Source organism: Clostridium hominis (assembly GCF_014287825.1).
Taxonomy (GTDB): domain Bacteria; phylum Bacillota; class Clostridia; order Clostridiales; family Clostridiaceae; genus Clostridium; species Clostridium hominis.
In genome coordinates this window covers 302,482-327,808 of sequence record NZ_JACOOO010000004.1, presented here as the reverse complement: position 1 = coordinate 327,808, position 25,327 = coordinate 302,482, and the positions used below count along the sequence as shown (strand labels likewise).

At 29.3% G+C, this 25,327-nt stretch carries 16 protein-coding genes and 1 riboswitch; of the genes, 12 read left to right on the top strand and 4 right to left on the bottom strand.

Annotated features, from left to right (window positions below):
* Positions 1-21: 21 nt before the first annotated feature.
* From H8S20_RS03225 to H8S20_RS03210, 4 genes are all read left to right on the top strand, one after another.
* On the top strand, positions 22-1,092 hold the full coding sequence (locus H8S20_RS03225; RefSeq protein ID WP_032119867.1) for a M42 family metallopeptidase: 1,071 nt from the start codon (positions 22-24) through the stop codon (positions 1,090-1,092).
* Positions 1,093-1,129: 37 nt separating this feature from the next.
* A complete protein-coding gene (locus H8S20_RS03220; RefSeq protein ID WP_032119866.1) occupies positions 1,130-2,236 on the top strand; it encodes a M42 family metallopeptidase in 1,107 nt (368 codons plus the stop codon).
* 117 nt (positions 2,237-2,353) lie between these two features.
* Positions 2,354-3,196: a fumarate hydratase gene (locus H8S20_RS03215; RefSeq protein ID WP_032119865.1), complete on the top strand. Its 843-nt coding sequence runs from the start codon at positions 2,354-2,356 to the stop codon at positions 3,194-3,196.
* A 2-nt stretch (positions 3,197-3,198) separates the two neighbouring features.
* On the top strand, positions 3,199-3,756 hold the full coding sequence (locus tag H8S20_RS03210) for a Fe-S-containing hydro-lyase (RefSeq protein ID WP_032119864.1): 558 nt from the start codon (positions 3,199-3,201) through the stop codon (positions 3,754-3,756).
* A 124-nt stretch (positions 3,757-3,880) separates the two neighbouring features.
* On the opposite strand, the gene H8S20_RS03205 is transcribed toward H8S20_RS03210, so the two are convergent.
* Together H8S20_RS03205 and H8S20_RS03200 are read right to left on the bottom strand one after the other, a co-directional pair.
* Complete coding sequence (locus tag H8S20_RS03205) at positions 3,881-4,579, bottom strand: hypothetical protein (RefSeq protein ID WP_032119863.1); 699 nt, start codon at positions 4,577-4,579, stop codon at positions 3,881-3,883.
* 258 nt (positions 4,580-4,837) lie between these two features.
* A complete protein-coding gene (locus tag H8S20_RS03200; protein WP_032119862.1) occupies positions 4,838-6,445 on the bottom strand; it encodes an oligosaccharide flippase family protein in 1,608 nt (535 codons plus the stop codon).
* A gap of 586 nt (positions 6,446-7,031) precedes the next feature.
* Between H8S20_RS03200 and H8S20_RS03195 the strand changes: the two genes are divergently transcribed.
* Positions 7,032-8,414, top strand: coding sequence for an aspartate ammonia-lyase (locus tag H8S20_RS03195; RefSeq protein ID WP_032119861.1), 1,383 nt, complete (start codon positions 7,032-7,034; stop codon positions 8,412-8,414).
* Between the two features lie 256 nt (positions 8,415-8,670).
* On the opposite strand, the gene H8S20_RS03190 is transcribed toward H8S20_RS03195, so the two are convergent.
* Positions 8,671-10,257 (bottom strand): sigma 54-interacting transcriptional regulator, encoded by a 1,587-nt coding sequence (locus tag H8S20_RS03190; protein WP_032119860.1) that lies wholly within the window; start codon positions 10,255-10,257, stop codon positions 8,671-8,673.
* A gap of 213 nt (positions 10,258-10,470) precedes the next feature.
* Here H8S20_RS03190 and H8S20_RS03185 point away from each other — a divergent pair, with 213 nt between their 5' ends.
* The 4 genes from H8S20_RS03185 (at position 10,471) to H8S20_RS03170 (ending at position 14,382) form a co-directional block, all read left to right on the top strand.
* Positions 10,471-11,433 (top strand): glycosylasparaginase, encoded by a 963-nt coding sequence (locus tag H8S20_RS03185; RefSeq protein ID WP_032119859.1) that lies wholly within the window; start codon positions 10,471-10,473, stop codon positions 11,431-11,433.
* 95 nt (positions 11,434-11,528) lie between these two features.
* Positions 11,529-12,137 (top strand): copper homeostasis protein CutC, encoded by a 609-nt coding sequence (locus H8S20_RS03180; RefSeq protein ID WP_032119858.1) that lies wholly within the window; start codon positions 11,529-11,531, stop codon positions 12,135-12,137.
* 24 nt (positions 12,138-12,161) lie between these two features.
* Positions 12,162-13,337 carry an NAD(P)-dependent malic enzyme gene (locus H8S20_RS03175; RefSeq protein ID WP_032119857.1) on the top strand — a complete coding sequence of 392 codons (1,176 nt, stop codon included), beginning with the start codon at positions 12,162-12,164 and terminating at the stop codon, positions 13,335-13,337.
* 148 nt (positions 13,338-13,485) lie between these two features.
* Positions 13,486-14,382, top strand: coding sequence for an aminoglycoside phosphotransferase family protein (locus H8S20_RS03170; protein WP_032119856.1), 897 nt, complete (start codon positions 13,486-13,488; stop codon positions 14,380-14,382).
* Positions 14,383-14,429: 47 nt separating this feature from the next.
* On the opposite strand, the gene H8S20_RS03165 is transcribed toward H8S20_RS03170, so the two are convergent.
* Positions 14,430-15,296, bottom strand: a complete 867-nt coding sequence (locus H8S20_RS03165; RefSeq protein ID WP_032119855.1) for an amidase domain-containing protein — start codon at positions 15,294-15,296, stop codon at positions 14,430-14,432.
* A gap of 453 nt (positions 15,297-15,749) precedes the next feature.
* Here H8S20_RS03165 and H8S20_RS03160 point away from each other — a divergent pair, with 453 nt between their 5' ends.
* The 3 genes from H8S20_RS03160 to H8S20_RS03150 all read left to right on the top strand — a co-directional run bounded on the left by H8S20_RS03160 (position 15,750) and on the right by H8S20_RS03150 (position 25,238).
* Entirely contained in the window at positions 15,750-16,736 is a 987-nt protein-coding gene (locus H8S20_RS03160; protein WP_032119854.1) for a Gfo/Idh/MocA family protein, read from the top strand.
* Between the two features lie 160 nt (positions 16,737-16,896).
* The gene (locus tag H8S20_RS03155) at positions 16,897-17,256 is read left to right on the top strand and encodes a hypothetical protein (protein ID WP_032119853.1); all 360 of its coding nucleotides are present in this window, start codon (positions 16,897-16,899) and stop codon (positions 17,254-17,256) included.
* Positions 17,257-17,358: 102 nt separating this feature from the next.
* A riboswitch (cyclic di-GMP riboswitch) is annotated at positions 17,359-17,443 on the top strand.
* Between the two features lie 220 nt (positions 17,444-17,663).
* A complete protein-coding gene (locus H8S20_RS03150; RefSeq protein WP_051986974.1) occupies positions 17,664-25,238 on the top strand; it encodes an NPCBM/NEW2 domain-containing protein in 7,575 nt (2,524 codons plus the stop codon).
* Positions 25,239-25,327: the final 89 nt, after the last annotated feature.

The window sequence follows — 25,327 nt, the reverse complement described above, 5'->3', positions numbered from 1 at the left end:
GACACAATAGGGGGATAAATAATGATTACAAATAAAACTTTAGAGTTAATGAGAGAGTTAACTCAGGTTATAGCTGTATCTGGAAATGAAATAAAAATATCAAAAATACTACAAAATTATTATAGGGAATACACTGATGAAATAGTGTATGATAACTTAGGTTCAGTATATGGAGTTAAAAAATCTAAGAAGCAAAATGCACCTAAAGTTATGATTTCATCACATATGGATGAAGTAGGATTTATAGTAAAAGACTTTACTAAGAATGGATTAATAAAGGTATTATCTTTAGGTCCAGCTTGTAAGCAAGGGTTACTAGGGCAAAGAGTTAGAGTTATGACTAATGATGGAGAAGAGTATAAAGGTACAATAGTAGCAAAATCAAATAATGATAAGGACAAAGTATTAGATGCTGATAAGATATTAATAGATATCGGTGCATCATCAAGAGAAGATTTTTCATCATTAGGAATTAAGCTTGGTGACTCTATTGTTATTGATGGAAGCTTTGAAGTACTTGCAACAGGAAAAAGAATTATGTCTAAAGCATGGAATAGCCGTTATGGATGCGTTTTAGGCATAGAAATATTAGAAGCGTTAAAAGATGTAGAACTTGATGTTGATTTATACGTTGGATGTACAGTACAACATGAAGTAGGACTTAGAGGTTCACAAACTGCTACAAATTTAATTTCTCCTGACTTAGCTATAGTTTTAGATTGTTTAACTGCAGATGATATAAGTGGAGATTCTGATGCTGTTGGTAAGCTGGGGGAAGGAGTTCTTATTAACTTCTATGATAAGTCAATGATGCCAAACAGAGCTTTATTAAATCATTTAATGACTACATGCAAAAATAATGGTATTTCACATCAATTCTATTATTCAATGTCTGATGGTGATGGAGGTTGGATACATAAACTATTAAGAGGATGTCCAACACTAAATGCTTGTATCTGTGCAAGAAATGTTGAAAATAATAGTTCGATAATTGATGTAAATGACTATTTAGGTGCAAGAGAAGCTGTTACTAAAGTTATTAAGTCGTTAAATACAGAGATGATAGAGATGTTTAAAACTGAAAATAGATAATTTTTAGTTTTGTGAATCTTCATGGAGGAAGTTTAATATGAGTTTATCAAAAGAAAATTCGATATATGATGTAGACTTAGAGATGTTAAGAGAACTAAGTGAAGCTGATGGTATTTCTGGATGCGAAAAAGAAGTTAGCAGAGTTATGAAAAAATACTTAGATAAGTATGCAGATGAAATATCATATGATAATCTTGGTTCAATAATAGGACTTAAAAAAGGTAAAGAAGATGGCCCTAAAATAATGATAGCTGGTCACTTAGACGAAGTTGGGTTTATTGTTAGAGATATAGATAAAGATGGTTATGTGAAGCTTTTACCAGTAGGAGGATGGTGGGGACATGTACTGCCATCACAAAGACTTATAATAACTACAGCTGAAGGTAAGAAGATAGTTGGAGTTGTAGGTTCTAGAGCTCCTCACGGAATGCCTGCAAAAGAGAAGGAAAAAGTTATTTTACCTAAAGATTTACACTTAGATTTAGGTGTAGATAATAGGGAAGAAGCAGAGGCTTTAGGAATTCAAATTGGTGATATGATAACTCCAGATACTAAATTTGAAGTTATGAATAATCCTAATTATCTACTTGGTAAGGCTTGGGATGATAGAATAGGTGCAGCTGTTGCTATTGATGTTTTAAGAGAACTAGATGGATTAGAGCATGATGCTAATGTATATTCAGTAGGGACAGTTCAAGAAGAAGTTGGAATAAGAGGTGCTAGGACGGCTACAGCTAATATTAAACCAGATATAGCATTTGCTTTAGATGTTACTACTGCAAAAGATACACCTATGGATAAAGGTGGAGCAAAGCTTGGAGGAGGAATAATTCTAAGTGTATTAGACTCATTATCTTTAGCTAATAGAGGATTATTAAACAAGCTAGAAGCTATAGCAAGCGAAGTTGGGTTAGAGCTAAATTACGATTTTATGGTAGCTGGTGGGACTGATACTGCTAACATACATAAGAGTTTTGATGGAATAATAGCTATGACATTATCAATTCCTACAAGATATATGCATTCACATAGATTGGTTATACATCGTAGAGATTATGTAGAAACTGTTAAAATAATAGCTGAATTCTGTAAGAGAGTAGACAGAGAACTACTTGAAGAGATAAGATTAAATAATAGAAAGTGAGTGAAATTCTAAATCTCTGATTTAGTTAATTGAACTTACAAGTACGAACATATGTGAGGAGGTATAATTTATACCTCCTCATAAACAATATATTTTAAAAAGTTTTTGGAGGGGAAAATGAGAGAAGTTAGTGTTGAGAAGATAGTTGATACAGTAAAAGAATTATGCATTGAGTCAAACTACTATTTAGGTGACGATATAAGAAATGGATTAAAAGATAGTATTGAAAAGGAAGAGTATCCTTTAGCAAATGATGTATTAAAAAAGATATATTTAAATGCTGATATAGCAAGGGATAATAGTATGCCTATATGTCAAGATACAGGAATGGCTTGTGTTTTTGTGGAATTAGGACAAGATGTTCATATCACAGGTGGTAGCTTAGAAGATGCTATTAATGAAGGGGTTAGAAGAGGATATGAGGAAGGATTTTTAAGAAAATCAGTTGTAAAAGACCCTCTAAATAGAGTTAATACAAAAGATAATACACCTGCGATAATATACTATGACATAGTTAAAGGTGATAAAGTAAAAATAACTGTTGCACCAAAGGGATTTGGTTCAGAAAATATGAGTAGAATTGCTATGCTTAAGCCTTCAGATGGAGTAGAAGGGGTTAAAAGATTTATATTAGAAACAGTTGAGAATGCAGGCCCTAATCCATGTCCACCAATGGTAGTTGGAGTAGGGATAGGAGGAACTTTTGATAAAGCAGCATATTTAGCAAAGAAAGCTTTACTTAGACCAATTGATCAAAGTAGTGAAATAGAATTTTATAAAGATTTAGAAGAAGAATTAATAAGTGAAATAAATAAGTTAGGAATTGGACCACAAGGTTTTGGGGGAAGAACAACAGCGTTAGGAATCAATATTGAAGTATATCCAACTCATATAGCAGGACTACCTGTAGCAGTTAATATAAATTGTCATGCAACTAGACATAAGGAAAGAGAGGTTTAAATATGGAAATAAGATTAGAAACTCCATTAACTTATGATAAAATCAAGGATCTTAAAGCTGGAGACTCTATATTATTATCTGGAGTAATATATTCAGCAAGAGATGCAGCACATAAAAGATTAATTGAATTATTAGATGCAGGAAAAGAACTTCCTATTGAGATAGAAGATCAAACTATATACTATGTTGGGCCATCACCAGAAAAGCCAGGACAAGTTATAGGATCAGCCGGGCCTACAACTAGTTATAGAATGGATGACTATACACCACAATTACTTAACTTAGGCTTAAAAGGAATGATAGGCAAAGGTAAGAGAAATGACGAAGTAGTAAAATCAATAGTAGAAAATAAAGCTGTATACTTTGGAGCAATAGGTGGAGCTGCAGCTTTAATGGCGCAAAGAGTAGAAGAATGTGAAATTGTAGCTTACGAAGATTTAGGTGCAGAAGCAATAAGAAAGATAAGAGTAAAAGATTTACCACTTATAGTTATTATAGATTCTGAAGGAAACAATCTTTATAAGATAGGAAGAGAAGAATACTTGAAATTAAAAAGATAGTATAGAATAAACTGCGTAGAATGTAGTCCTGCGCAGTTTTATTCGTAATAATTTAAGATTGTTTAATACTAAAAGTAATTTAAGAGATAATTCTTTTAATTCATTATTTTTAGGCTCTTTTTATTTATTGAATTATTATATCAACACTTCCATAAGTTTTCTCTATAGGTGCAGCAGTATTTACAGACTTTCCATCTCGTTTTGTTCCTGTAATATTTATAAAATCTCCATCTACAGCTTCTTTTTCATCAGTTAATTCTCTAACGTTATTATTTTTACCCATAACAATAGCTTTTCCACTTCTTAACTTATATCTAACCATATTACCACTAGCATATAAAGAATACTCCTCATATATGTTTAGTGGTTTTTCATTTTTTACTAAGTTAAACTTATTCAAAAACTCTTCACATAAGTTAAAACTACTAATCTCTAACAATTTATTATCATTATAAAAATTTTTATTTTTAATTTTTTCTATTATAAGATTATCTTTAAACTTTTCTTTATTATAATAAAGACTATAAAAATATTTTATATCAACATCTTTTTCATCGATAAAAAATGTACTCATCAGAGTTATTTCTTCATCATTAGTATATTCTATATTTATACTATCTAACTTAACTTCGTTCTTTATATTGAGTTCATTTTTTATATTTTGAAATTCTTCTTTTAAATTTAATGTTTCAATGTTAGTTGAACTTAGTTTAATTTCTTTCCTTGTTGCACTATTAAAATATTTTGAAAATATTGTAGTTATTATTACAATACCAATTAAAAGAATTAACACAAGTATATAATTCTTATTCTTTTTCCCCATAATTCCCCCCCAAGTTTAAGATTTATATTAGGCTTTTTCTTGATATATACTTTTAAAATCTTTATTTAAAGTATTAAAATATATATCCATAAGCCTGTAAAAGTTAGCATTAAAGCAATAGTTAAATATCCTCATATAGCATTGGTGCAAAATACATAAAATTTCCTGCTTATATTTTATAAATTTAATAAACTTAATAATATAACTTTTAATCAAAATTTAAAGTTGCAAATTAAATTTTGTATAAATATAGGTTTATTATATTGTTTTAACTATTCTATTTTGTAATTTTAAAGGAAGTCGTCTATATATAACTGGAGAGATTGTGTCTAGCTCATATTTACTAATGCCTCCTAATAATAAGAGAGATAGAAAATATATGATACCTCCTATAACGATTAACCCAAACGTCACTATGCATATATTTATTCTTGTATAATTATCAGAAATGAATCCAGCTATTAATATATATCTCAATATTAATAAAACAATACTCATTATTATTGATGCAATTAATGGAATTTTACTTTGATTAATAATTGGTATTTTAATATCAAAATATTCTTGTAGACTAATATGATTACATGCTGTAATAATAGCCAATGATACTATGCTTCCAATAACAGCTCCAATGACATTTATATTATTGATTCTGATAAAAATTATATTAATTAATGTTTTTATAATGAGTGATATAAATCCTAGCTTTATAATGAATTTAAATTTGTTCATTCCTTGAAGAACTATATTTTGGATTGTAGACAGTGCCATAAAAATTAATGCAACTGCACCAAATAATAATATTTCATACCCAAAATCTCTATTAAAAACTAGTTTAAATATATCCTTACCCAAAATCATTAATCCACATACTGAAGGAATTGTAATAATATACGTTAATTTGTAGCAGTAAGATGTTTGAATTACTAATTCTTTTTTATTTTTTTCAAGATAACCTTTAATTATTTTTGGAAAAATTCCTATACCTAAAGAAGTAATTATAACAAGTGGTACATTTATTATAGTTGTATAGTATTTTAATGTTGCTGTTCTTATATTTATATCAGTTTCAATAAAAGTTCTTACAGTAAATACATCAATAATAGCAGATATATTTTGTATAGCTGCTATTAATATAAATGGTACTGCACTTATAAATAATCTTTTTAAAATTTTATTATTATGTGACTTTCTTTTATATTTATCTTCCGAAGTATTTATAGAAATTAATTTAGATTGATATTTTTTATTTAATATATATTTAATATATGTTATAGCTCCAATAGCACCTAAAGTCGTACCAATCGTTCCTCCTGTACTTCCCCATGAAATAGATATGTTTACTAGTTGAAAAGCAAAGAACAAACTAAATATAACATTAAATAACTGTTCAATAATATTGGATATACTAAGTGTAATCATATCGTTATATCCCTGAAAAAAACCTCTATATGCAGCTAATATTGATGCTAAAAGAATCGCCGGAGATAAGAAAACAAATACTTTAATTGAATCGTTACTATTAAATAATATCGAAAGTGGTTTTGCTAATATAGCAAATACTACACTTGCTATACCTCCATAAATTAACAAAAATTTTTTTGAGATAAAAAGAACATTGAACACATCTTTATCCAAGCCTATAGTTCTTTCTTCTGATACTAACTTTGTTATTGCAGGCTGAATCCCTAGACTAGTTAGAGCGAATATAAATATAAAAACATCATACCCAACAGTATATATTGCTATTCCGTCATCAGTTAAAATATGAGACAAAACTGGCATATATAAAGCTGACAATAGTTTTAATATAATACTTGATATGGCTAGAATTATAACTCCTCGGCCAATAGAATTTTCTTGCATAAACACCTCAATATTAAACATATTTCTTTTATTATTTTTTCTATTTGAAATACACATTTTTCTTTGATGAAATCAAATATTCATATTGTGAGCTTCGCTCGTACTCTAATACGAGTGTTTTTAACTACGAATATATTTATATATAATTATACTACATAATTTTGGAAAATGATAATAGGCTGAGCCAAATAAGGAAGTTATGCATTTTTAAGAAGAAAAACACAGTTTAGAAAATGTAAAGATAGAACTATAAAAATATTTATATCTTAAGTAGATCAAAGAGAATAATCTAATTAAGATATTTTTATTCATGTAGCGAATATTTTTATGGTAAAGAATAGATAGTACGTAAATAGTGTATTTTATCTCAAGTTAATAAATTTTGAGTGTATTATATTATACAAAAAACTTATTAAAAACTACACAGTATTTTTTAGTGTGTAGTTTTTTCTTTTTATGTTGAGTGAAAAGAGTTATTTATTAAAAAATACTAAGAAAAACTGTAGGAAAATTAAGATGGCACAGCTTTTGCTAAAGTAAATAGTATAGATATTTATTTTTAATATTACTTTAGGAGGAAATAACAATGGATTTTAGAGTAGAGAGAGATTCTATTGGAACTAAGGAAATAGCGAAAGACGCTTATTATGGAGTACAAAGTTTAAGAGGTTATGAAAATTTCAGAATTACAGGGTTAAATGTTGATGAAAGGTTTGTAAAGGATTTAGCTATTGTTAAAAAGGCGTGTGCTATTGCAAATATGAAAGCTGGTGAGTTAAAAGAAGAATTAGCTAATGCTATTGTAAAAGCTTGTGATGAAGTAATTGCTGGACAACTTATAGATCAATTTATTATAGATCCTATTCAAGGGGGAGCAGGTACCTCTTTAAATATGAATATGAATGAGTTAATTGCAAATAGAGCAAATGAAATATTAGGACATGCAAAAGGTGAATATTATCCAATACACCCAAATGATCATGTAAATATGGGGCAATCTACAAATGATGTTATACCAACAGCAGGAAGTGTAACAGCTTATAAATATTTAGTTACATGTGTTGAACAACTTAAGAGATTAGAAGCAGCTTTTGATGAAAAATCGAAGGAATTTGCAAATATAGTTAAAATGGGAAGAACTGAAATGCAAGATGCAGTTCCAATAAGCTTAGGAGCTGAATTTAAAGCATTCTCAAGAGCTATAGGAAGAGATGTTAAGAGAATAGATGCTGTTAAAGATGAATTACTAGGTGTTAACTTAGGTGGTACAGCAGTAGGAACTGGAATTACAGCAAGTAGAAAATATATGGATACTGTTGTTAATGAATTAAGCACTGTATCAGGATTAGATGTTTATCAAGTAGAAGATTTAATTGATGGAACTCAAAATTTAGATAAATATTCAGAAGTTTCTTCTCAGTTAAAGACTTGTGCAGTTAATATAAGTAAAATTGCTGGAGATTTAATACTTATGTCTTCAGGACCAAGAACAGGATTTGGAGAGATAAAATTACCATCAAAGCAAAATGGTTCTTCAATAATGCCAGGTAAAGTAAATCCTGTAATGCCAGAAGTAATGAAACAAATAGCGTTCCAAATAATGGGGAACGATTTAACTATATCTATGGCTGTTCAATCAGGTCAATTAGAATTAAATGCATTCTATCCAGTATTAATATATAACTTATATCAATCAATTAATATCTTATCTAATGGAGTTGATACATTTATAAACAATTGTGTTTTAGGAATTGAACCAAATGTTAAGAGATGTAAAGAATTAGTTGAAGGAAGTATAGGAATAGTTACTGCTTTAGCTCCAGTATTAGGTTATGAAAAAGCTGCTGCTATAGCTAAAAAAGCCCTTTATACAGGAAAGCAAGTAAAAGAAATAGCTGAAGAAGAATCAGGACTTTCTACTTCAGAAATAGTTAATTTATTAAACGTTGAAAAAATGCTAACTTACTAAAACTTAAACATAAACATGATAAAAGGCTGTTGCGTAAGCACAGCCTTTTATTAATTGAAAATTGAAAATTTATAATTAGAAATTTTTTATAGCATCTTCATAAAGCGAAAATTTCTATTGGAGAAAGTAGATATTTCTATTCATGAAGTGAACATTATCTTGGCGAAGCCAATTTTCTCATTTGCGGCAGCAAACCTTTCACTATACCAAAAGGTGTCTTTTCCCTTCAACGTAGCTGACTTTTCACCTAACAAAATTACTGATTTATATATATACAGAATAGTACTAAGAATAGTACTTCAACTGAAGAAATATTGATATTATATGTTTTTTCTATAACAGATGTAATATCAAATGCTAAGTCGTACTCTTCATTAAAGTATGATTTTAATCTATTAAGTACTGGTAGAGGATTAAAGTTTATTAAGTTTATTCTATCATAGATCAAATCAATATGTACTCTAAAGAAATTTCTAATGGTACCACTTTCAAAGGCTATTTTTATAGAGTTATTACTTGCAGAAGTTTCTTCTACAAATTCATTAAATGCATAATCATCTAATGAAAATCTATAATTAGCTTCATTATCCTTAATAGTTTTTAAATATCCTTGGAAAAGGTTATTTATAGTTTCTCTAGGTGTATCTTTATTAATTACTATATTATCAATGTTTTTAATTAAGTTTGTAAAACCACCTAATATAACATGACGTTGTTTTACATATGAGTGACTTGTTATTTCAGTGCTAGCATCATATGTGATATAGCCATGATCAAAGTTCAAAGAGTTTAATAATTCTTTTTCTTTTATTAAAGGAGAGTTAGACATACTCTTAATAAGCTCTGGTAAATCAGGACTATTAATTTTAAGTTGTTTTTTATTATTTATAAAGTAATCAGAAAAAGCATTTGCAACAACTAAAGTAATATCATTTTTTAACTGACCAATATTATATTGACAATGATATGATAATAAACATAACATTGCATTGTATGATACTAATATTGGCTTATCTAATTTTAAGCTTTCTTCTTTTAAGAAGTATTCAATTAGTGTTAATCTTTCTTCAAGAAGCCTTTCATTAAGGCCAGGAAGGTTTATTTTAATAGGGATTCTTCTTGTGAAAGTATCCAATAAAGATGAATTTATATCTTTATTAGTTGCACAAATAATTCTTGTAGTTGATTTTAATTGTTTAGAAACTTCACCAAATCTCTTAAAATATCCTGTATCCATATATACAAATAGCATTTCTTGACCTTCATTAGGAAGGTTATGTATTTCATCTAAGAATAAGAAACCGCCATCAGCTTGCTCAATCAGACCTGGTCTATCTTCAGTAGCTCCAGTGAAAGTACCTTTCTTTACACCAAAGAGATGGGCACTTAATAATTGTGGGTTATTGGAGTAATCTGAACAGTTAAAATGTACGAAAGGCATATCTTCAGATGGTGAAAGTGATTGTGCATATTCATACATAAGTTTTGCAAGCATTGACTTACCAACACCGGTATCACCTATTATAAGTGAATTCATCCCATTTGGAGGATAAATGATTGAGGTTTTAGCAAGTTTAATTGCTGGTGCTAGCGATGGATATAAGTAAGCAAGATTATCTATTGAAGACCTTGCAGAAAAGTTTATAACAGTAGGCGAATTTAAAAAATATTTTACTGGTCTTGATGAATTTTTGTAAAGTTTACCTAGTGAAACTAGTTTATTTAAATCTTTACTAACATTAGAACGTTCTAAATTTAATGTTTTACTTATTTCTATAGTAGTAACACCTTGTCCTTTATCAAGACGTTCTATAGAGTTTAGGATTAGATCAATTCTCTTCATAAAGCTCACCCCTTAGATGTAATTGTATACAAAGGATCTTACCTATAGTGTTAATTTGTGTGTTATTTTAAAAAAGTGTGTCGATTTTCTTAATAAACACTTGAATATGTATTATTTTACAACACTCTTATAAGAGAAATCAATGGGTAATTATGTTGGCACAAAAATTGCTTTAATATATTGTATAAATTGTACGTTTGGGAGGATGACATTATGAAATATGGAATGATTGCAACATGGAGAATGGCAGTAGAGGGAATAACAGAGGCTGCAAAAGATTTAAATAACGGAGCTACAGCAGGAGATGCTATTGAAAAAGCTATAAAGATGGTAGAAGATTATCCATTATATAAATCAGTTGGATATGGTGGATTACCAAACGAAAACTGTGAAGTTGAATTAGATGCAGCATACATGGATGGTAATACTTTATCTATAGGAGCTGTTGGAGGAATTAGAGATTTTAAAAACCCAATAAGCATAGCTAGAAAATTAAGCGAAGAAAGATTTAACTGTTTCTTAGTTGGAACTGGAGCTGAAGAATACGCTCATAAAAACGGCTTTGAAAGAGTTAATATGCTAACGGATAGAGCTAAACAATTCTACGAAAAGAGAAGAAAAGAAACGATAGAAAAAGGATTAAGCCCATATGATGGACATGATACAGTAGGAATGATATCATTAGATACAGAAGGTTCTATGGTGGCAGCTACTTCCACAAGTGGATTATTCATGAAGAGAAGAGGAAGAGTTGGTGATTCACCAGTTTCAGGATCAGGATTCTACTGTGATAGTGAGGTAGGAGGAGCTTCTGCAACAGGTCTTGGAGAAGACTTAATGAAAGGTTGTATATCTTATGAAATAGTAAGATTAATGAAAGAAGGAATGACTCCACAACAAGCAGCAGATACAGCTGTTTCAAAATTACATGATGAACTAACAAGGAGAAGAGGTAAATCAGGAGATTTATCAGTAGTTTGTATGAATAACAAAGGTGAATTCGGTGCAGCTACAAATATAGCTGGTTTCTCATTCTCAGTAGTAAGAGATGGAGAAGAACCACAAGTTTATGTATGTGACAAACAAGAAAATGGAGTTACTACTTATGAACCAGCTAGCCAAGAATGGTTAGATGCTTATATTAAGAGAATAAACTCACCAGTAACTTTTGACTAAGTTAAGAGTTAACAATTAAGAGTTAAGAATTGATTTAGAAACTCCCTTGGGAGTTTCTATAATTATAATAGCAATATGCAATGGAGGAGAGGATTATGGCTATTTATGAAGCTTGTGTTGGTAATTACATTGAAGCTATAGAAGCTGAAAAACGTGGTGCTAATAGAATTGAGTTATGTGATAACTTAATGCAAGATGGTACCACACCAAGTTATGGTACTATAAAGCTTGCAGTTGAAAAAACTAATATACCAGTTATGGTTATAATAAGACCTAGAGGTGGAAACTTTGAATACTCTTCTGATGAAGTTGAAATTATGAAGGAAGATATTAAGGTTTGTAAAAAGTTAGGTGCTCATGGAGTTGTAATAGGAGCTTTAAAAGGAAAAGAGATAGATATAGAAACTATAGAAGCTTTATTACAAGAGTGTGAAGGATTAAGTGTTACATTCCATATGGCTTTCGATGAAATAGAAGATAAATATAAGGCTATTGATAAGTTAGCTGAATTAGGAATAAACAGAATTCTTACAAAGGGTGGAAAAGCTAACGCTATAGAAGGTAAAGATGAATTAAAAGCATTTTCAGAGTATGCAAATGGAAAAATTTCGATAATGCCTGGTAAGAGTGTTACTAAGGAAAATAGAGATTATCTATTAGAGTATACAAATACAGTTGAGATTCATGGTAGCAAAGTAGTTTAATTAAAGAAATAGAGGTGCTTTAATATGAGTATATATGAGGAATCATTACAATTTCACAAAGAATTAAAAGGTAAATTTGAAGTAATTTCAAGAGCTAAGGTAGAAAGTGAAAAAGATTTAAGCTTAGCTTATACTCCAGGTGTTGCAGAACCTTGTAGAGAAATAGCAAAAGACCCAACTAATGCTTATATCTATACAAGAAAATGTAATACAGTTGCTGTAATTTCAGATGGTACAGCAGTTTTAGGTCTTGGAGATATCGGGGCATTAGCTTCTTTACCAGTAATGGAAGGCAAAAGTATACTATTCAAAGAATTCGCTGATGTAGACGCATTCCCAATAGTTTTAAATACTAAAGATACAGATGAAATAGTAGAGACAGTATCTAGGATAGCTGGTTCTTTAGGTGGAATAAACTTAGAGGATATATCTGCTCCAAGATGTTTTGAAATAGAGAGAAGACTTAAAGAAAAATTAGATATTCCAGTATTCCATGATGACCAACATGGAACTGCGATAGTAGTTTTAGCAGGAATAATGAATGCTTTAAAGATAATTAAGAAAGAGCCTTCAGACTTAAAGGTAGTAATGAGTGGTGCGGGAGCAGCAGGAGTTGCTATAGCTAAGCTTTTACTAAGCTTTGGAGTAAAGAACATAGTAATGTTTAACAAAGAAGGAATTATAGATAGAAATAAAGAGTACACTGATCCATCTTTAGTTGAGATTTCTAAGATAACTAACCCTAACAATGAAAGCGGTGAGTTAGCTGATTCAATTAAGGGAGCAGACGTATTCGTAGGTGTATCTGCACCAAACCTTCTTTCAACTGAAATGGTAAGTACAATGAATAGAGATGCCATAATTTTTGCTATGGCAAATCCAGTTCCAGAAATATTCCCAGAAGATGCTAAAAAAGGCGGAGCTAGAATAATAGGAACTGGAAGATCAGATTTCCCTAACCAAGTAAATAATGTACTTGCATTTCCAGGTATATTTAGAGGAGCTCTTGATGTAAGAGCAAGTGATATAAATGAAGAGATGAAGTTAGCAGCTGCACATGCTATAGCTGATCAAGTTTCTGATGAAGAATTAAATGAGGATTATATAATACCAAAGGCACTAAATAAAAATGTAGCAGAAGCTGTTGCAGAAGCAGTAAAACAAGCTGCAATTAATAGTGGTGTTGCTAGAATAAAATAACAAAGATAAATTAATTAGTAATAAGTAAATTAATAGTAAATTCAATAAGTTAACGATAATATAGAAATAGGTAAAGAGATTGTATTTAATTATTTATATAATAATTATACAATCTCTTTAAATATATACTTTTACTTATGGAGGATATATGGAGATAATTAATATAGATTTAGTAAAAATGCTAATAAAGAAGCAATTTCCTAAGTGGGATGATTTAGAAATTAAAGCAGTAAGTAATATGGGACATGATAATAGAACTTTTCATTTAGGAGAGGATATGTCAATTAGATTACCTAGTGGGAAGGATTATGCTCTTCAAGCTGAGAAGGAACAAAAATGGATACCTAAATTGAAAGAGGAATTAAAAGTTAAAATACCTGAGATAATAGCTAAGGGCAATAAGTGTGAGGAATTTCCATATGTATGGTCAATATGTTCATGGATAGATGGAGATATAGCAAAAAGAGAAAATATATCTAATATGAATGAGTTTGCAAAGGATTTAGCTGAGTTTTTAGTTTCATTGCAAGCTATAGATTGTAGTGATGGACCTATAGCAGGTAAACATAACTTTTATCGTGGTGGAGATATATTAGTTTATAATGATGAATATATATGGCTGGTAAATGAATTAGAAGATTATCTTAATATAGAAAAAGATTTATTAAATGAGATTTGGGAATTAGCTCTTAATTCTAAATGGAAGAAAAATAACGTTTGGGTTCATGGAGATATGGCACCTACTAATATTCTTATATTAAATGGTAAGTTAGAAGCCATAATTGATTTTGGAATATTGGGCGTAGGTGATCCCGCATGTGATTTAGCTATGTACTGGACATTCTTCAAAGGTGAAGAAAGAGAAGTATTTAAAAATATACTTGAGTTAGATAAGGAAACTTGGAATAGAGCTAGAGGATGGGTGCTTTGGAAAGCATTATATGACATAAATTATTATAAAGATTCTGATAAAGTTAAATGTAGCTATGCTAAAGAAATTTTTAATGAAGTAATAGAAGAATATAAGAACTTAATTAATAATTAAGTTAATACCCAAGATGGATTATTATAGTAATCTATCTTGGGTATTTATTATTCTTTATAGATATTTTTTTCCTTCCAACCTAAGTCAAAAGGAATGTTATTTGAGTTAATTGTAGTAGAGTTTATTAGCGGATAATTTTTAGAATCATATCCACAAACTACACCTTTATGATCTACAAAGTTAAATTTTTTATAGGAAAGTATATCTCCAATATTAAATTCATTTACTAAAGTAAAGTTTTTATTAAAGGATTTAGAAAATTCTAAATGACCTCCATTTAAATTATAAGTATAATTGTTGGAGGTATTATTTAAGAAGTCTAAATAATAATCTTTTTCAATTTCGAAACTATTATCTAATTTATTAAGAGAAAGTATGTGAATTAAGTTTACATTAAATGTGTTTTCTGTATTATCATCATAGTAAATATAATTAAATTCACAGTTCTCATCAGCTTTAAAAGTAATTGTATCACCATTATCTTTTAAGTTTTTTATTTTAACATTAGATGTTATAGAGGTGAAAATTACTCCTCTTTCAATTGCCCAATCCCTTAAATAAGCTATACGTTTAAGTTCATTATTAAATGAATAAGTGCTATTTGTGTGAGTTAGGTTATAAAACCTGGATAAATCTTTTATATAGCCGGTTAAAAAAGCGTCATTTCTGTCAGAAAATAAATCATTAATAAATTCAGTTGCTTTTAACTCAAGAGAAATAGTGTTTTTATTAAAGCTACCTACATCAAAACTATCATCTTCTAAATAATAATTATTAGAAGTTAAGTTACTAGTTTTAGATATATTAAGGGCAAAAAGAAAGAATATAGTAATTATAAAAATACTATAAGCTATAAAATATAAAAAATTTTTTAAGTTATTTGAGAAATACCTATCATTTTTTAAAATTTTCATTTTTATACCTTCTTCAAGTGAGATTCTAAATCTATGATTTAGTAATTTGAATTTACTCCTACGAATGAATATGATTAGTTCGGTTCATTACGAAAATATATGTTTGTATAATTTTAGAGTTAAAATCTAAATAAATTATTTATTATATTCCCCTTAACTATTGAGTATATACCTAATATAAATGTAAAATTAATAGTATAAATATTTTATTTAGGTAGACTTAAACTTAATAGTAAAATTGTTAATGTATTCTACAGGGAAGTAAATCAATATATTTAAGTATATTTCTCTTTATGATTCATTTATGAATAAATTAGGTAAAAAGATATTATTAATTATTATGTTAATGATTTTAGGAAGTAAACTGAAACTATGAAAGTCTAAGAGTGAAAGAATTTATTTAACTAATTAAAATATTATGTTTATAAAATAATAAAAGAGGTGGCTTGAGAAATGATTAGATTTGGAATTATAGGGACAAACAATATAACAACATGGTTTTTAGAGGGGGCAAACTTAGTTAAGGATTTTAAACTTACAGCAGTTTACTCTAGAACTGAAGAGAAAGCAAAGGAATTCGCTAATAAATATGGAGTAGAAAATACATTTACTAGCCTAGAAGAAATGGCTAAAAGTGACCTTATAGACGCAGTATATATAGCATCACCGAATAGGTTACATGCAGAGCAAGCAATACTATTTATGAATAATGGGAAACATGTATTAGGAGAAAAAGCTTTTGCTTCCAATGCAAAAGAAGTTAATGAAATGATAGAAGCGGCCAAGAAAAATAATGTAGTATTAATGGAAGCTATGAAAACTACACTTATGCCAAATTTTAAAGCTGCTATGGAAAATATAAATAAGCTTGGTAAAGTAAGAAGATACTTTGCAAGCTTTTGTCAATATTCTTCAAGATATGATAAGTATAAAGAGGGAATAGTATTAAATGCTTTTAATCCTGAATTATCAAATGGATCACTAATGGATATTGGTGTATATACTATAGCTCCGATGGTAGCTCTTTTTGGAAAACCAAATGAAGTAAAAGCTAGTAGCTATATGCTTGAATCAGGAGCTGATGGAGAGGGTACAATAATATTTAAGTATGATGATATGGAAGCTAACGTAATATACTCTAAAATATCTAACTCACACCTTCCTACAGAGATTCAGGGGGAAGAGGGAACTATGGTAATAGATAGAGTAAATACAATGGGGTCTGTAAAAATTATATATAGAGACGGGAGAGTTGAGGATTTATCTAGATATCAAGAACAACATAATATGTGCTATGAAATCGAAGAATTTATTAATATAATACAAAATGAAGAAAAAGAATCTAAGATTAATTCTTTAGAGTTTTCTAAAAATGTTATGGAGATAATGGATGAGGCAAGAAGACAAATAGGACTTGTATATCCGGCTGATAAAAATTAGAAGTTGAATTATGAGAAGAAATTGTTTTAAAGCAATTTCTTCTTTTTTTATATGGATATAAAAACAAATTTAAATTTATTTTTAAGTTTAACTTCACTAATATAGAACAACTAGAGTCATATAGGAATATCATATTAATTAAAAAGGAGGTGCCAAATATATGTCTTTAGAGGTAGTTGGTTCTTATAGAGATTTACATTCAATAAAAGAGGAATGTAAGACATATTTAACTTATCATGCGGTTTTAATAATGAATGATGGAAGTACGTGTGATGGGATCATTGAAGGGGTAGATGATGATGACATTATAGTGCTAGTTGGAGAAGATGTAGTAATTGATGATAATGAAGATACAAATACTCGTCAGCAACCTATGGGACACAATCGTTCGAATAGATATAGACGGTTTAGACGAAGAAAGTTTCCGATGCGTGGAATAAACAGACTCGAATTATTAAGATATCCATTTATTTATCCAGTATACCCATACCCATATCCATATCCATTCTTCCCTTATTAAAACAATTTTTTATAAGAAAAAGGGGATTAAGAGAAAAAAATTACAATATATTATATAAAACTGTTTAAAAAACTCAGAAATTAGTATAAAATATATTTGTAAAAAGAATAATGGCAAATCTAGGGAAATCTAGAGACGCAAAGCTAAAGGGGCTAAGGTTAAAAAACTATGCCAGCCAGTTGCCGAAGAATGAATATTCTTTGTTTATTATGAGTTATTTTATGGCTAATGAAATATTTATTTCTGAGTTGTAGATTTCTTGTGATGTCCAAAATAGATGGCAACTACCCTTTATAGGGTAGTTTTTTTTTGTTCTTAGGCTTGGTGATAACCCTTAGTTGTGCAAGTATAAAACTTAATAGCCATTTTATACTTACAAAATTATTAATTTTAAAGGGGGACATATCATGAAGAAAAAATTATCAGCAATATTAGCGGTATCGTTGATAGTAACTAATATTTCACCAGCAATAAATTCTTATGCTGATGAAATATTAAGAAGCAGTGTTAATAGGGAAAAGGAGGAATTTAACACTGATGGAAGTAATGCTTTACAATCAGAGGTGGTAGATCAAGTCACAGTCACTAAATTTAATTTAACAAATTATAGCGATTTTGAAGGGTATAATGAACAGTACAAAATTGCAAGAAATCAAATTAAGTCTATTTCAAATAATGGGGGGCAATATTCATCTAGTTCAATAGATAAAGCTATAGATGGAAACTTAGCTACTCATTGGGAGACTGGAAAACAAAACACTTCAACTTTTAAAAATGAAGTTGTGGTAGAGTTTGAGGAAGTACAATCTATTGATAGAATAGCTTATGCTACTAGGCAAGATGGAGCTAAGGGAAAAGGATTTCCAACTGAGTTTGAAATATATGCTTCTTTATCAGGAGCAGATGAAGACTTTAGGCTTATGGCTATTGGGAACCATTCTGTAACAGGAGATATGCTTCAGTTTAAGTTTAATACTATTACAGCTAAAAAAATTAAGTTTGTATTTAAGAAAGCAAATCAGGATTGGGCTAGTGCATCAGAATTTTGGTTTTACGAAGAAGATATAGTAATAGATAAAATGAACAAGATATTTACTAATGAGTTAAAGAATGAAGTTAGTTCTGAGTTTGATACATTAGAGAAGTTAGAAGCCTTTAATAGTGAAGCAAGCTCACATCCTCTATATAATGAAATAGTAGAAGATATAAATAATGCTAGGATACTTTTGGATGGAACTAAATTGGAGTTTACAGAGGCTAAAGTATCTAATTTCAAGAAATTTAACGATGAGAGATTAGTTAATTATAATGAATTATTTAAAGTACCATTAAATAAGATTACAAGTATAACAACTAATGGTGGACACTACGCTTCTAATGTTATATCAAGGGCTATGGATGGAGATGTAAATACTAATTGGCATTCAGGTAAACAAAATACATCCAGCCATACAAACGAAGTAATAATAACTTTAGATGAGTTAACTACAATAGATAGAATAATGTATACAAGTTTAGTTTCTAGAGGATTTGCACAAGAGTTTGAAATATATGGCTCTAGAACTTCAGAGGGAGATACTTTTGAAAAGATTTCAGAAGGATCAGCTAATATAACAACTAAAGACACTTTACAGATAAAATTTAAGGAAACAGAAGTAAGAAGAATAAAGTTTGTATATAAAAAAGGTTATGAAAATTGGGCTTTAGCTTATGAGTTTGGTTTATATATGCCAGATAAATTAAATGAGAAAATTGATATATTGTTTGTGGATGAAAACATGAATGAAGTTAATCCAGAGTTTGGAACAACTGAAGCTATTAATACTTTAATAGAAGAAGCAAATGGACATCCATTTAAAGATGAATATATTGAAAAATTAAGTATAGCTAAAGAATTAATAGAATTTGGACAAGTTCAAAGTGGAGATGCTAATATATCTAAATTTGAACCATTCTATACAGAGCACATAAATGAATATGATGATGTATATAGAGTTAAAAACTTAAGTATAAGTAATAATGGTGGACAATATTCTAGCTCTTCAATAAAGTATGCAATAGATGAAGATGCAAATACTCATTGGGAAACTGGGAATCCAAATAGTGATTCATTTAAGAATGAAGTTGTATTAACTTTAGAAGAAGCAGAAATGATAAGTCGCTTAACATATAAATCTAGAGTTGGAGGGAAAGGATTTGCTGAACAATTCAGTATATATATATCTCCAGTCCCAACAGGAGATAACTTCCAAAAGATAACAGAAGGTTCATATACAGTAACTAATGATATGTTAGAAGTGCAGTTTGAAACCACTAAAGCTAAGAGAGTTAAATTTGTATTTGATAAGGCTCGTGAAAATTGGGCATCGATTTCAGATATAAGATTATATAAAGAAGATGCAGTAGCGAATAAAATGAAAAAGTTATTTACAAATGGATTAATGGATACGGTATCAGAAGAATTTAACACAATTGAAAAATTAACAGCATTTGAAAATGAAGTTAAGGATCATCCTTTAGCACCTATTTATTTAAAAGATATACAAGTAGCTAAGGAGGCTGTAAACGGAACTTTACAAACTGTGAAAACTGTTGTTGCAGAGCAGTATGGAGATAGAAATTCACATGCAAATAGAAATTTAAAATTTGGATTTGGTAACAACAATCAACCTACTGGAATAGTAGCTAGACCTGGAGAAATAGTAACAGTGTATGTAGATGCAGAACCAGGACAGCCACTACCACAATTAATGTTCTCACAACAAGAAGGAAGTTTTGCAAGTTGGGGAAGAACGGTAAGTTTACATGTTGGTAAGAATGTAATAACTGTTCCAGCTGTTAGTCAAAATGATGGATGGTATAGACATGATGTAACTCCGGGAGGAGCTGTATATATAGTAAATCCATATACACAAGAACAACAAAGTAAAGCGCCAGTTATAAGATTCGCTTCAGGTTGTGAGCAGTTCCCTATGATGGATAAAAATACTGATGAGAAAGAGTTCTTAGAACTTTTAAAGGACTATAAAGTAAGAGTTGATGAAGATAAAGCAGCTAATCCAAATGTAATGGATAGAAAGATGATTGATGTTGTAGAAATAGTTTCAGAACATCTTGTATTTACAGGTACTGCAACTGGAGCATATGAGGCTTATATAAATCAAGAATTTGGGCCTAAGAATACTATAAATATGTATAATGACCATATGGATGTTGTATTTAATTATTTAGGTATGGATGGAAGCAATGAAAAGAATGATATTAAATATACTAGGGAAAATATAAGACTTGCTCAGCCATTTGGATATATGTATGCAGCTAGCGGACATATAGGTGTTCAAGGTGATGTAATGGTATCTATGTTAACTAGTGTAGGTAGCTGGGGTGTTGACCATGAAATGGGACACAAGCTTGATATAGGGGTAAGAACTATAGGTGAAGTTACAAATAATATGATACCTCAAAACTCTTCTTATTATTATAATAAGCCGAATAAGAGAATACCTTTCGAAAGTCATGTTTTTAAGAATGTTATAGCGACTGATAATAATAACTATTATAATGGTGGATATTTTGAAAACTTAGCAGTTTTCTGGCAGTTAGAAATGATATACCCTGGATATTGGGGAAAATTAAATAAACAATACAGAGAAAATGACGTAGTTTTAGATTCAAATAATTCAGCAAATGATAAATTAAATCAATTAGCTAAATATTCTAGTATAGCTTTAGAGTTAGATTTAAGTGAGCATTTTGAAAGGCATGGATTCTGGGTTTCGGATGAAACAAAAGAATTACTAAGTAAATATCAAAAACCAGACAAAAAACTTTGGTATGCTGATTATAGTTATATAGAATATGAAGGTGAAGGATTTGCTAAAAACCCTGAATTAGTGGTTAATATTCTTAAAGAAAATGAAAATATAAAATTAACATTTGATGTTAATAATGAGTCTAAAAATGATGTATTAGGTTATGAGATATTTAAAGAAGGTGAGTTAATAGGATTTACTTCAACTAATAGTTTTGTTGATACAGAATCAAATATAGGTGAAGCGGCAAATTATACTGTTATACCTTATGATAAAAAGTTAAATAAGTCAGAAGCAGTAGAAATTAATTCTTTAACACCAAGTTTAAGCGTTCAACAAGATGAAGTAAGTGTAAAACTTATGGAAGAATTTAATCCAATGGATTTAGTTAAAGCATTAAATTACAATGGTGAAGATATAAGCTCAAGAGTTGTAGTAAATGGAACGGTAAATGTAAATGAAAAAGGGATTTATCCAATAGAATATTCTATAGAAGATAATGGAATAGTTGTTACAAAGATTATAAATGTACAAGTAGTAAGTGATTATGAATACTTATCAGATAAAGCATGGGCTAAAGTTACAACTCAATATGGAACTCCAAGAAGAAATACTAATATCAAAGGAAGGGTAAATGGAGAAATAAAGACATTTGATAAAGGTTTTGGAATACATGCAAATGGTAAAATAACTTATGATTTATCAGATGTAGATTATGATAACTTTGAAGCATTAGTTGGAGTTGATATGGGAATAACTTCTCAAAGTAACTCAAGTATAATATTTAAAGTTATTGCTGATGGTGAAATTTTATCTACTACAAATATATTGAAACATGCAGATAATATGGTAGCTATAAATGTTCCTGTTAAGGGAGTAAAAGAACTAGTAATAGAGGTTAGTGATGCAGGTAATGGGAATAATTCTGATCATGCAGTAGTAGCTAATCCTAAGCTTACTACCAATAATGCAAAGCCTTCTTTAGTTGTTACAGATAAAATTTATAAGTTAGGAGAAGCAGTAGACTTTAATGAAGGGGTAAGCGCTAGTGATGTAGAAGATGGTGATTTAACTTCAAGCATTGAAATAGTTTCAAATACTTATGAAGAAGGAAAATTAGGAAGATTTGAAATTGTTTATAGGGTTACTGATAATGATAATAATATAGTTGAAAAGACTTCATATATAACAATTTATGAAGAACTAGCAACTGCTAAATCAAAGTATGGTCTATTTAATAATTTAGAAGCATATAACGAAGAGTTTAAAATTCCAGTAGTTTCAGTTTCAAACAATGGTGGACAATATTCTAGTTCTGCAATAAAGTATGCAATAGATAATAATAGAAATACCCATTGGGAAACAGGAAATCCTAATAGTATTTCATTCCAAAATGAAGTTATATTTGACTTAGGCCAAGTTAATGAAATAGATAAAATTGCTTATGCTGCTAGAAATGGTGGAAAAGGGTTTGCAAGAAAATTTGAGATTTATATTTCAAGTGAAGCAGAAGGAAATGATTTTATTTTAGCTGGTACTGGTTCATATAGTGGAAGTGTTAATGATGTTATTGAAATTGATATAGCTAAAACAGAAGCTAGAAGAGTTAAGTTTAAATTTATTGAAGCTAATCAAAATTGGGCAAGTATAGGTGAGATGTCCTTCTATAAGAGTGATGAATTATCAGATAAAATAACAAAAGAGTTATTTACTGATAATAGCAAGACAGAAGTATCAGAAAGTTATAATACTTTAGAAAAGTTAGATGCATTAAGAGAAGAGGTTAGAAGTCATATTGCAGTAGAACTCTTCCAAGAGGATTTAAATAGAGCAGAAGAAATTATAAGAGCTAAATTTCCAAGCTTAACTGTAGGTGAAATGGAATATGTTAAGTTAAGAAGTGAATATGACTTAATGTCATCTGTAACTGCAAATGACCAGGAAGATGGAGATATAACTAATCAAGTAGTAATTAATTCAAATGATTTTACTACTAATAGAACAGGTTTATATAATATTGAGTATACAGTAGCAGACAGTAATGGAAATACTGTAAGTAAGTCTAAAAATATACTTGTATATAGTGAAGAGAGTTATTTATCCGACAAGGAGTGGGAAAGTGCTACTTCAGGTTGGAAGAGCGTAAATAAAGATTCAGCAGTAAATACTAGTAATAAGATTAATCTTAATGTTGATGGAGAAATAAGAATATTTGATAAGGGATTTGGAGCAGCAGCAAATTCAGAAATTATATATAACTTAGAAGGTTACAATTATGATTATTTTACTACTTATTTAGGTACAGACAAGAATTACAATCATAATAGTACAAGTATAATATTTAAGATTTATGCTGATGGTGAAGAAGTTTATACTTCAAGTTTAATAAGAAAAGATAGTAAGGCTGAATTTGTAAGTATACCTGTTACTGGAGTAAAGGAACTAAAATTAGTTGCTTTAGATAATGGTGATGGAGGTCTAGGAGATTTTGCTTCATGGGCAGATTGTAAGTTATATACTACAAATTCCATTCCAACACTGAATATTCCAAATACAGTAGTAACAAAATTAGGTCTTCCTATAGAATTAAATGAAGAATATTCTGCATTTGATTCAGAAGATGGTGATATAACTTCTAATGTAATAATTAGTGGAGAAGTTAATTTTAATAAGGCTGGAATATATGAAATAACTTATTCTGTTACAGATAGTGATGGAAATACTATAAGTGCTATAAGAGAAGTTAAAGTAGTAGATATGAATGATAATATATATCTAAGTGATATTGAGTGGAAGTCTGCAAATAATAGTTACGGAAGAGCTACAAAAGATATATCTGCAAGTGGAAATGCTTTAAGGCTTACAGCAGAAGATGGTTCTGTTGTAACTTATGAAAAAGGTATTGGAACACATTCAACATCAACTATTGTTTATGATTTAACTGGTACAAACTATGGATATTTTACAAGTTATGTTGGAGTTGATAGACAAATGTATGGAACTGTTGGGTCAGTGACATTTGAGGTGTGGCTTGATGGAATGAAGGTATATGATAGCGGATTTATGAGTTCAAGAGATTCGCAAAAGTTTGTTGAAGTTAATTTAAGTGGAGCTAAGGAATTAAAGCTTGTTGTTACTGATGGTGGAAATGGTAATGGTTCAGACCACGCTACTTGGGGAGCTGCTAAACTTCATTATGCTAACAATCAAAGTTCTGAAATTAATAGAAGTGAATTGGATTCTTTAATTAAAAGAGTTAATGAATTAGATTCAAATTTATATTCAGAAGAAAGCTTTACAAATCTACAAACTGTTTTAGAGGAAGTTAATAATTCTTTAACTGATGGATATAATCAAGAAGAAGTGGATACAGTGTATAATAAGTTGAATGAGGCTTATGAAGCTTTAGTTAAGCTAGCTGATTTAACAGCTTTAGAAGAGGCATTAGTAAAAGCTAATGCAATTGATAAAGATATTTATACTGAAGAAACTATAATGGTCTTGGAAGAGGTTATTTTAAAAGCAACTGAATTATTAAATAATAAATTAGTGTCTCAAGAAGAGGTAAATTTAGTAGTTGAAGAGTTAAATAATACCATAAATGCTTTAGAGATAAAGATAGACTTATCAGAAGTGGTTAATATTAAAGATAAATATTTAAAACAAGCCATTAAAAAAGCGTTATCTTTAGATTCCGATGATGTAACTATTGGAGATATGTATAAGCTTGATGAACTAGATGCATCTTATGGGGGGATAACTAGTTTAGAAGGATTACAATATGCTAAGAACTTACAATCATTAAATGTAGAGTATAATGAAATAAATGATCTATCACCGCTTAAAGATCTTAAAAGACTAACTAATTTACAAGCTAAGTACCAAAATATAGCAGTATCTTCTCTTTATAAGAAAGATAATAAAATAACTGTAAAATTTGATGCTATAAATAAGAAAGGTAAAAAGTTAAACCCAATAGCAGTAATAGTTAGAAATAACAAAACACTAGAAGATACCACATTAAATATAAATGAATGCTTAGACGAGAATGGAGTAGTATCTTTTGATACAACAAATTTTGAAGCATTTGTTCATAGTTTATATTTAGTATATGAAGATAAAGAGGATAATTATTTAGCTCAAGCTATATATATATTTGATAATAGATAAAAAAATATATAACTTGGTTTATTTAAAATAATTAAAAAATAAATTGGTGGGTAGTAATAGTAACAGTTTTTTATTTATAATAATATAAT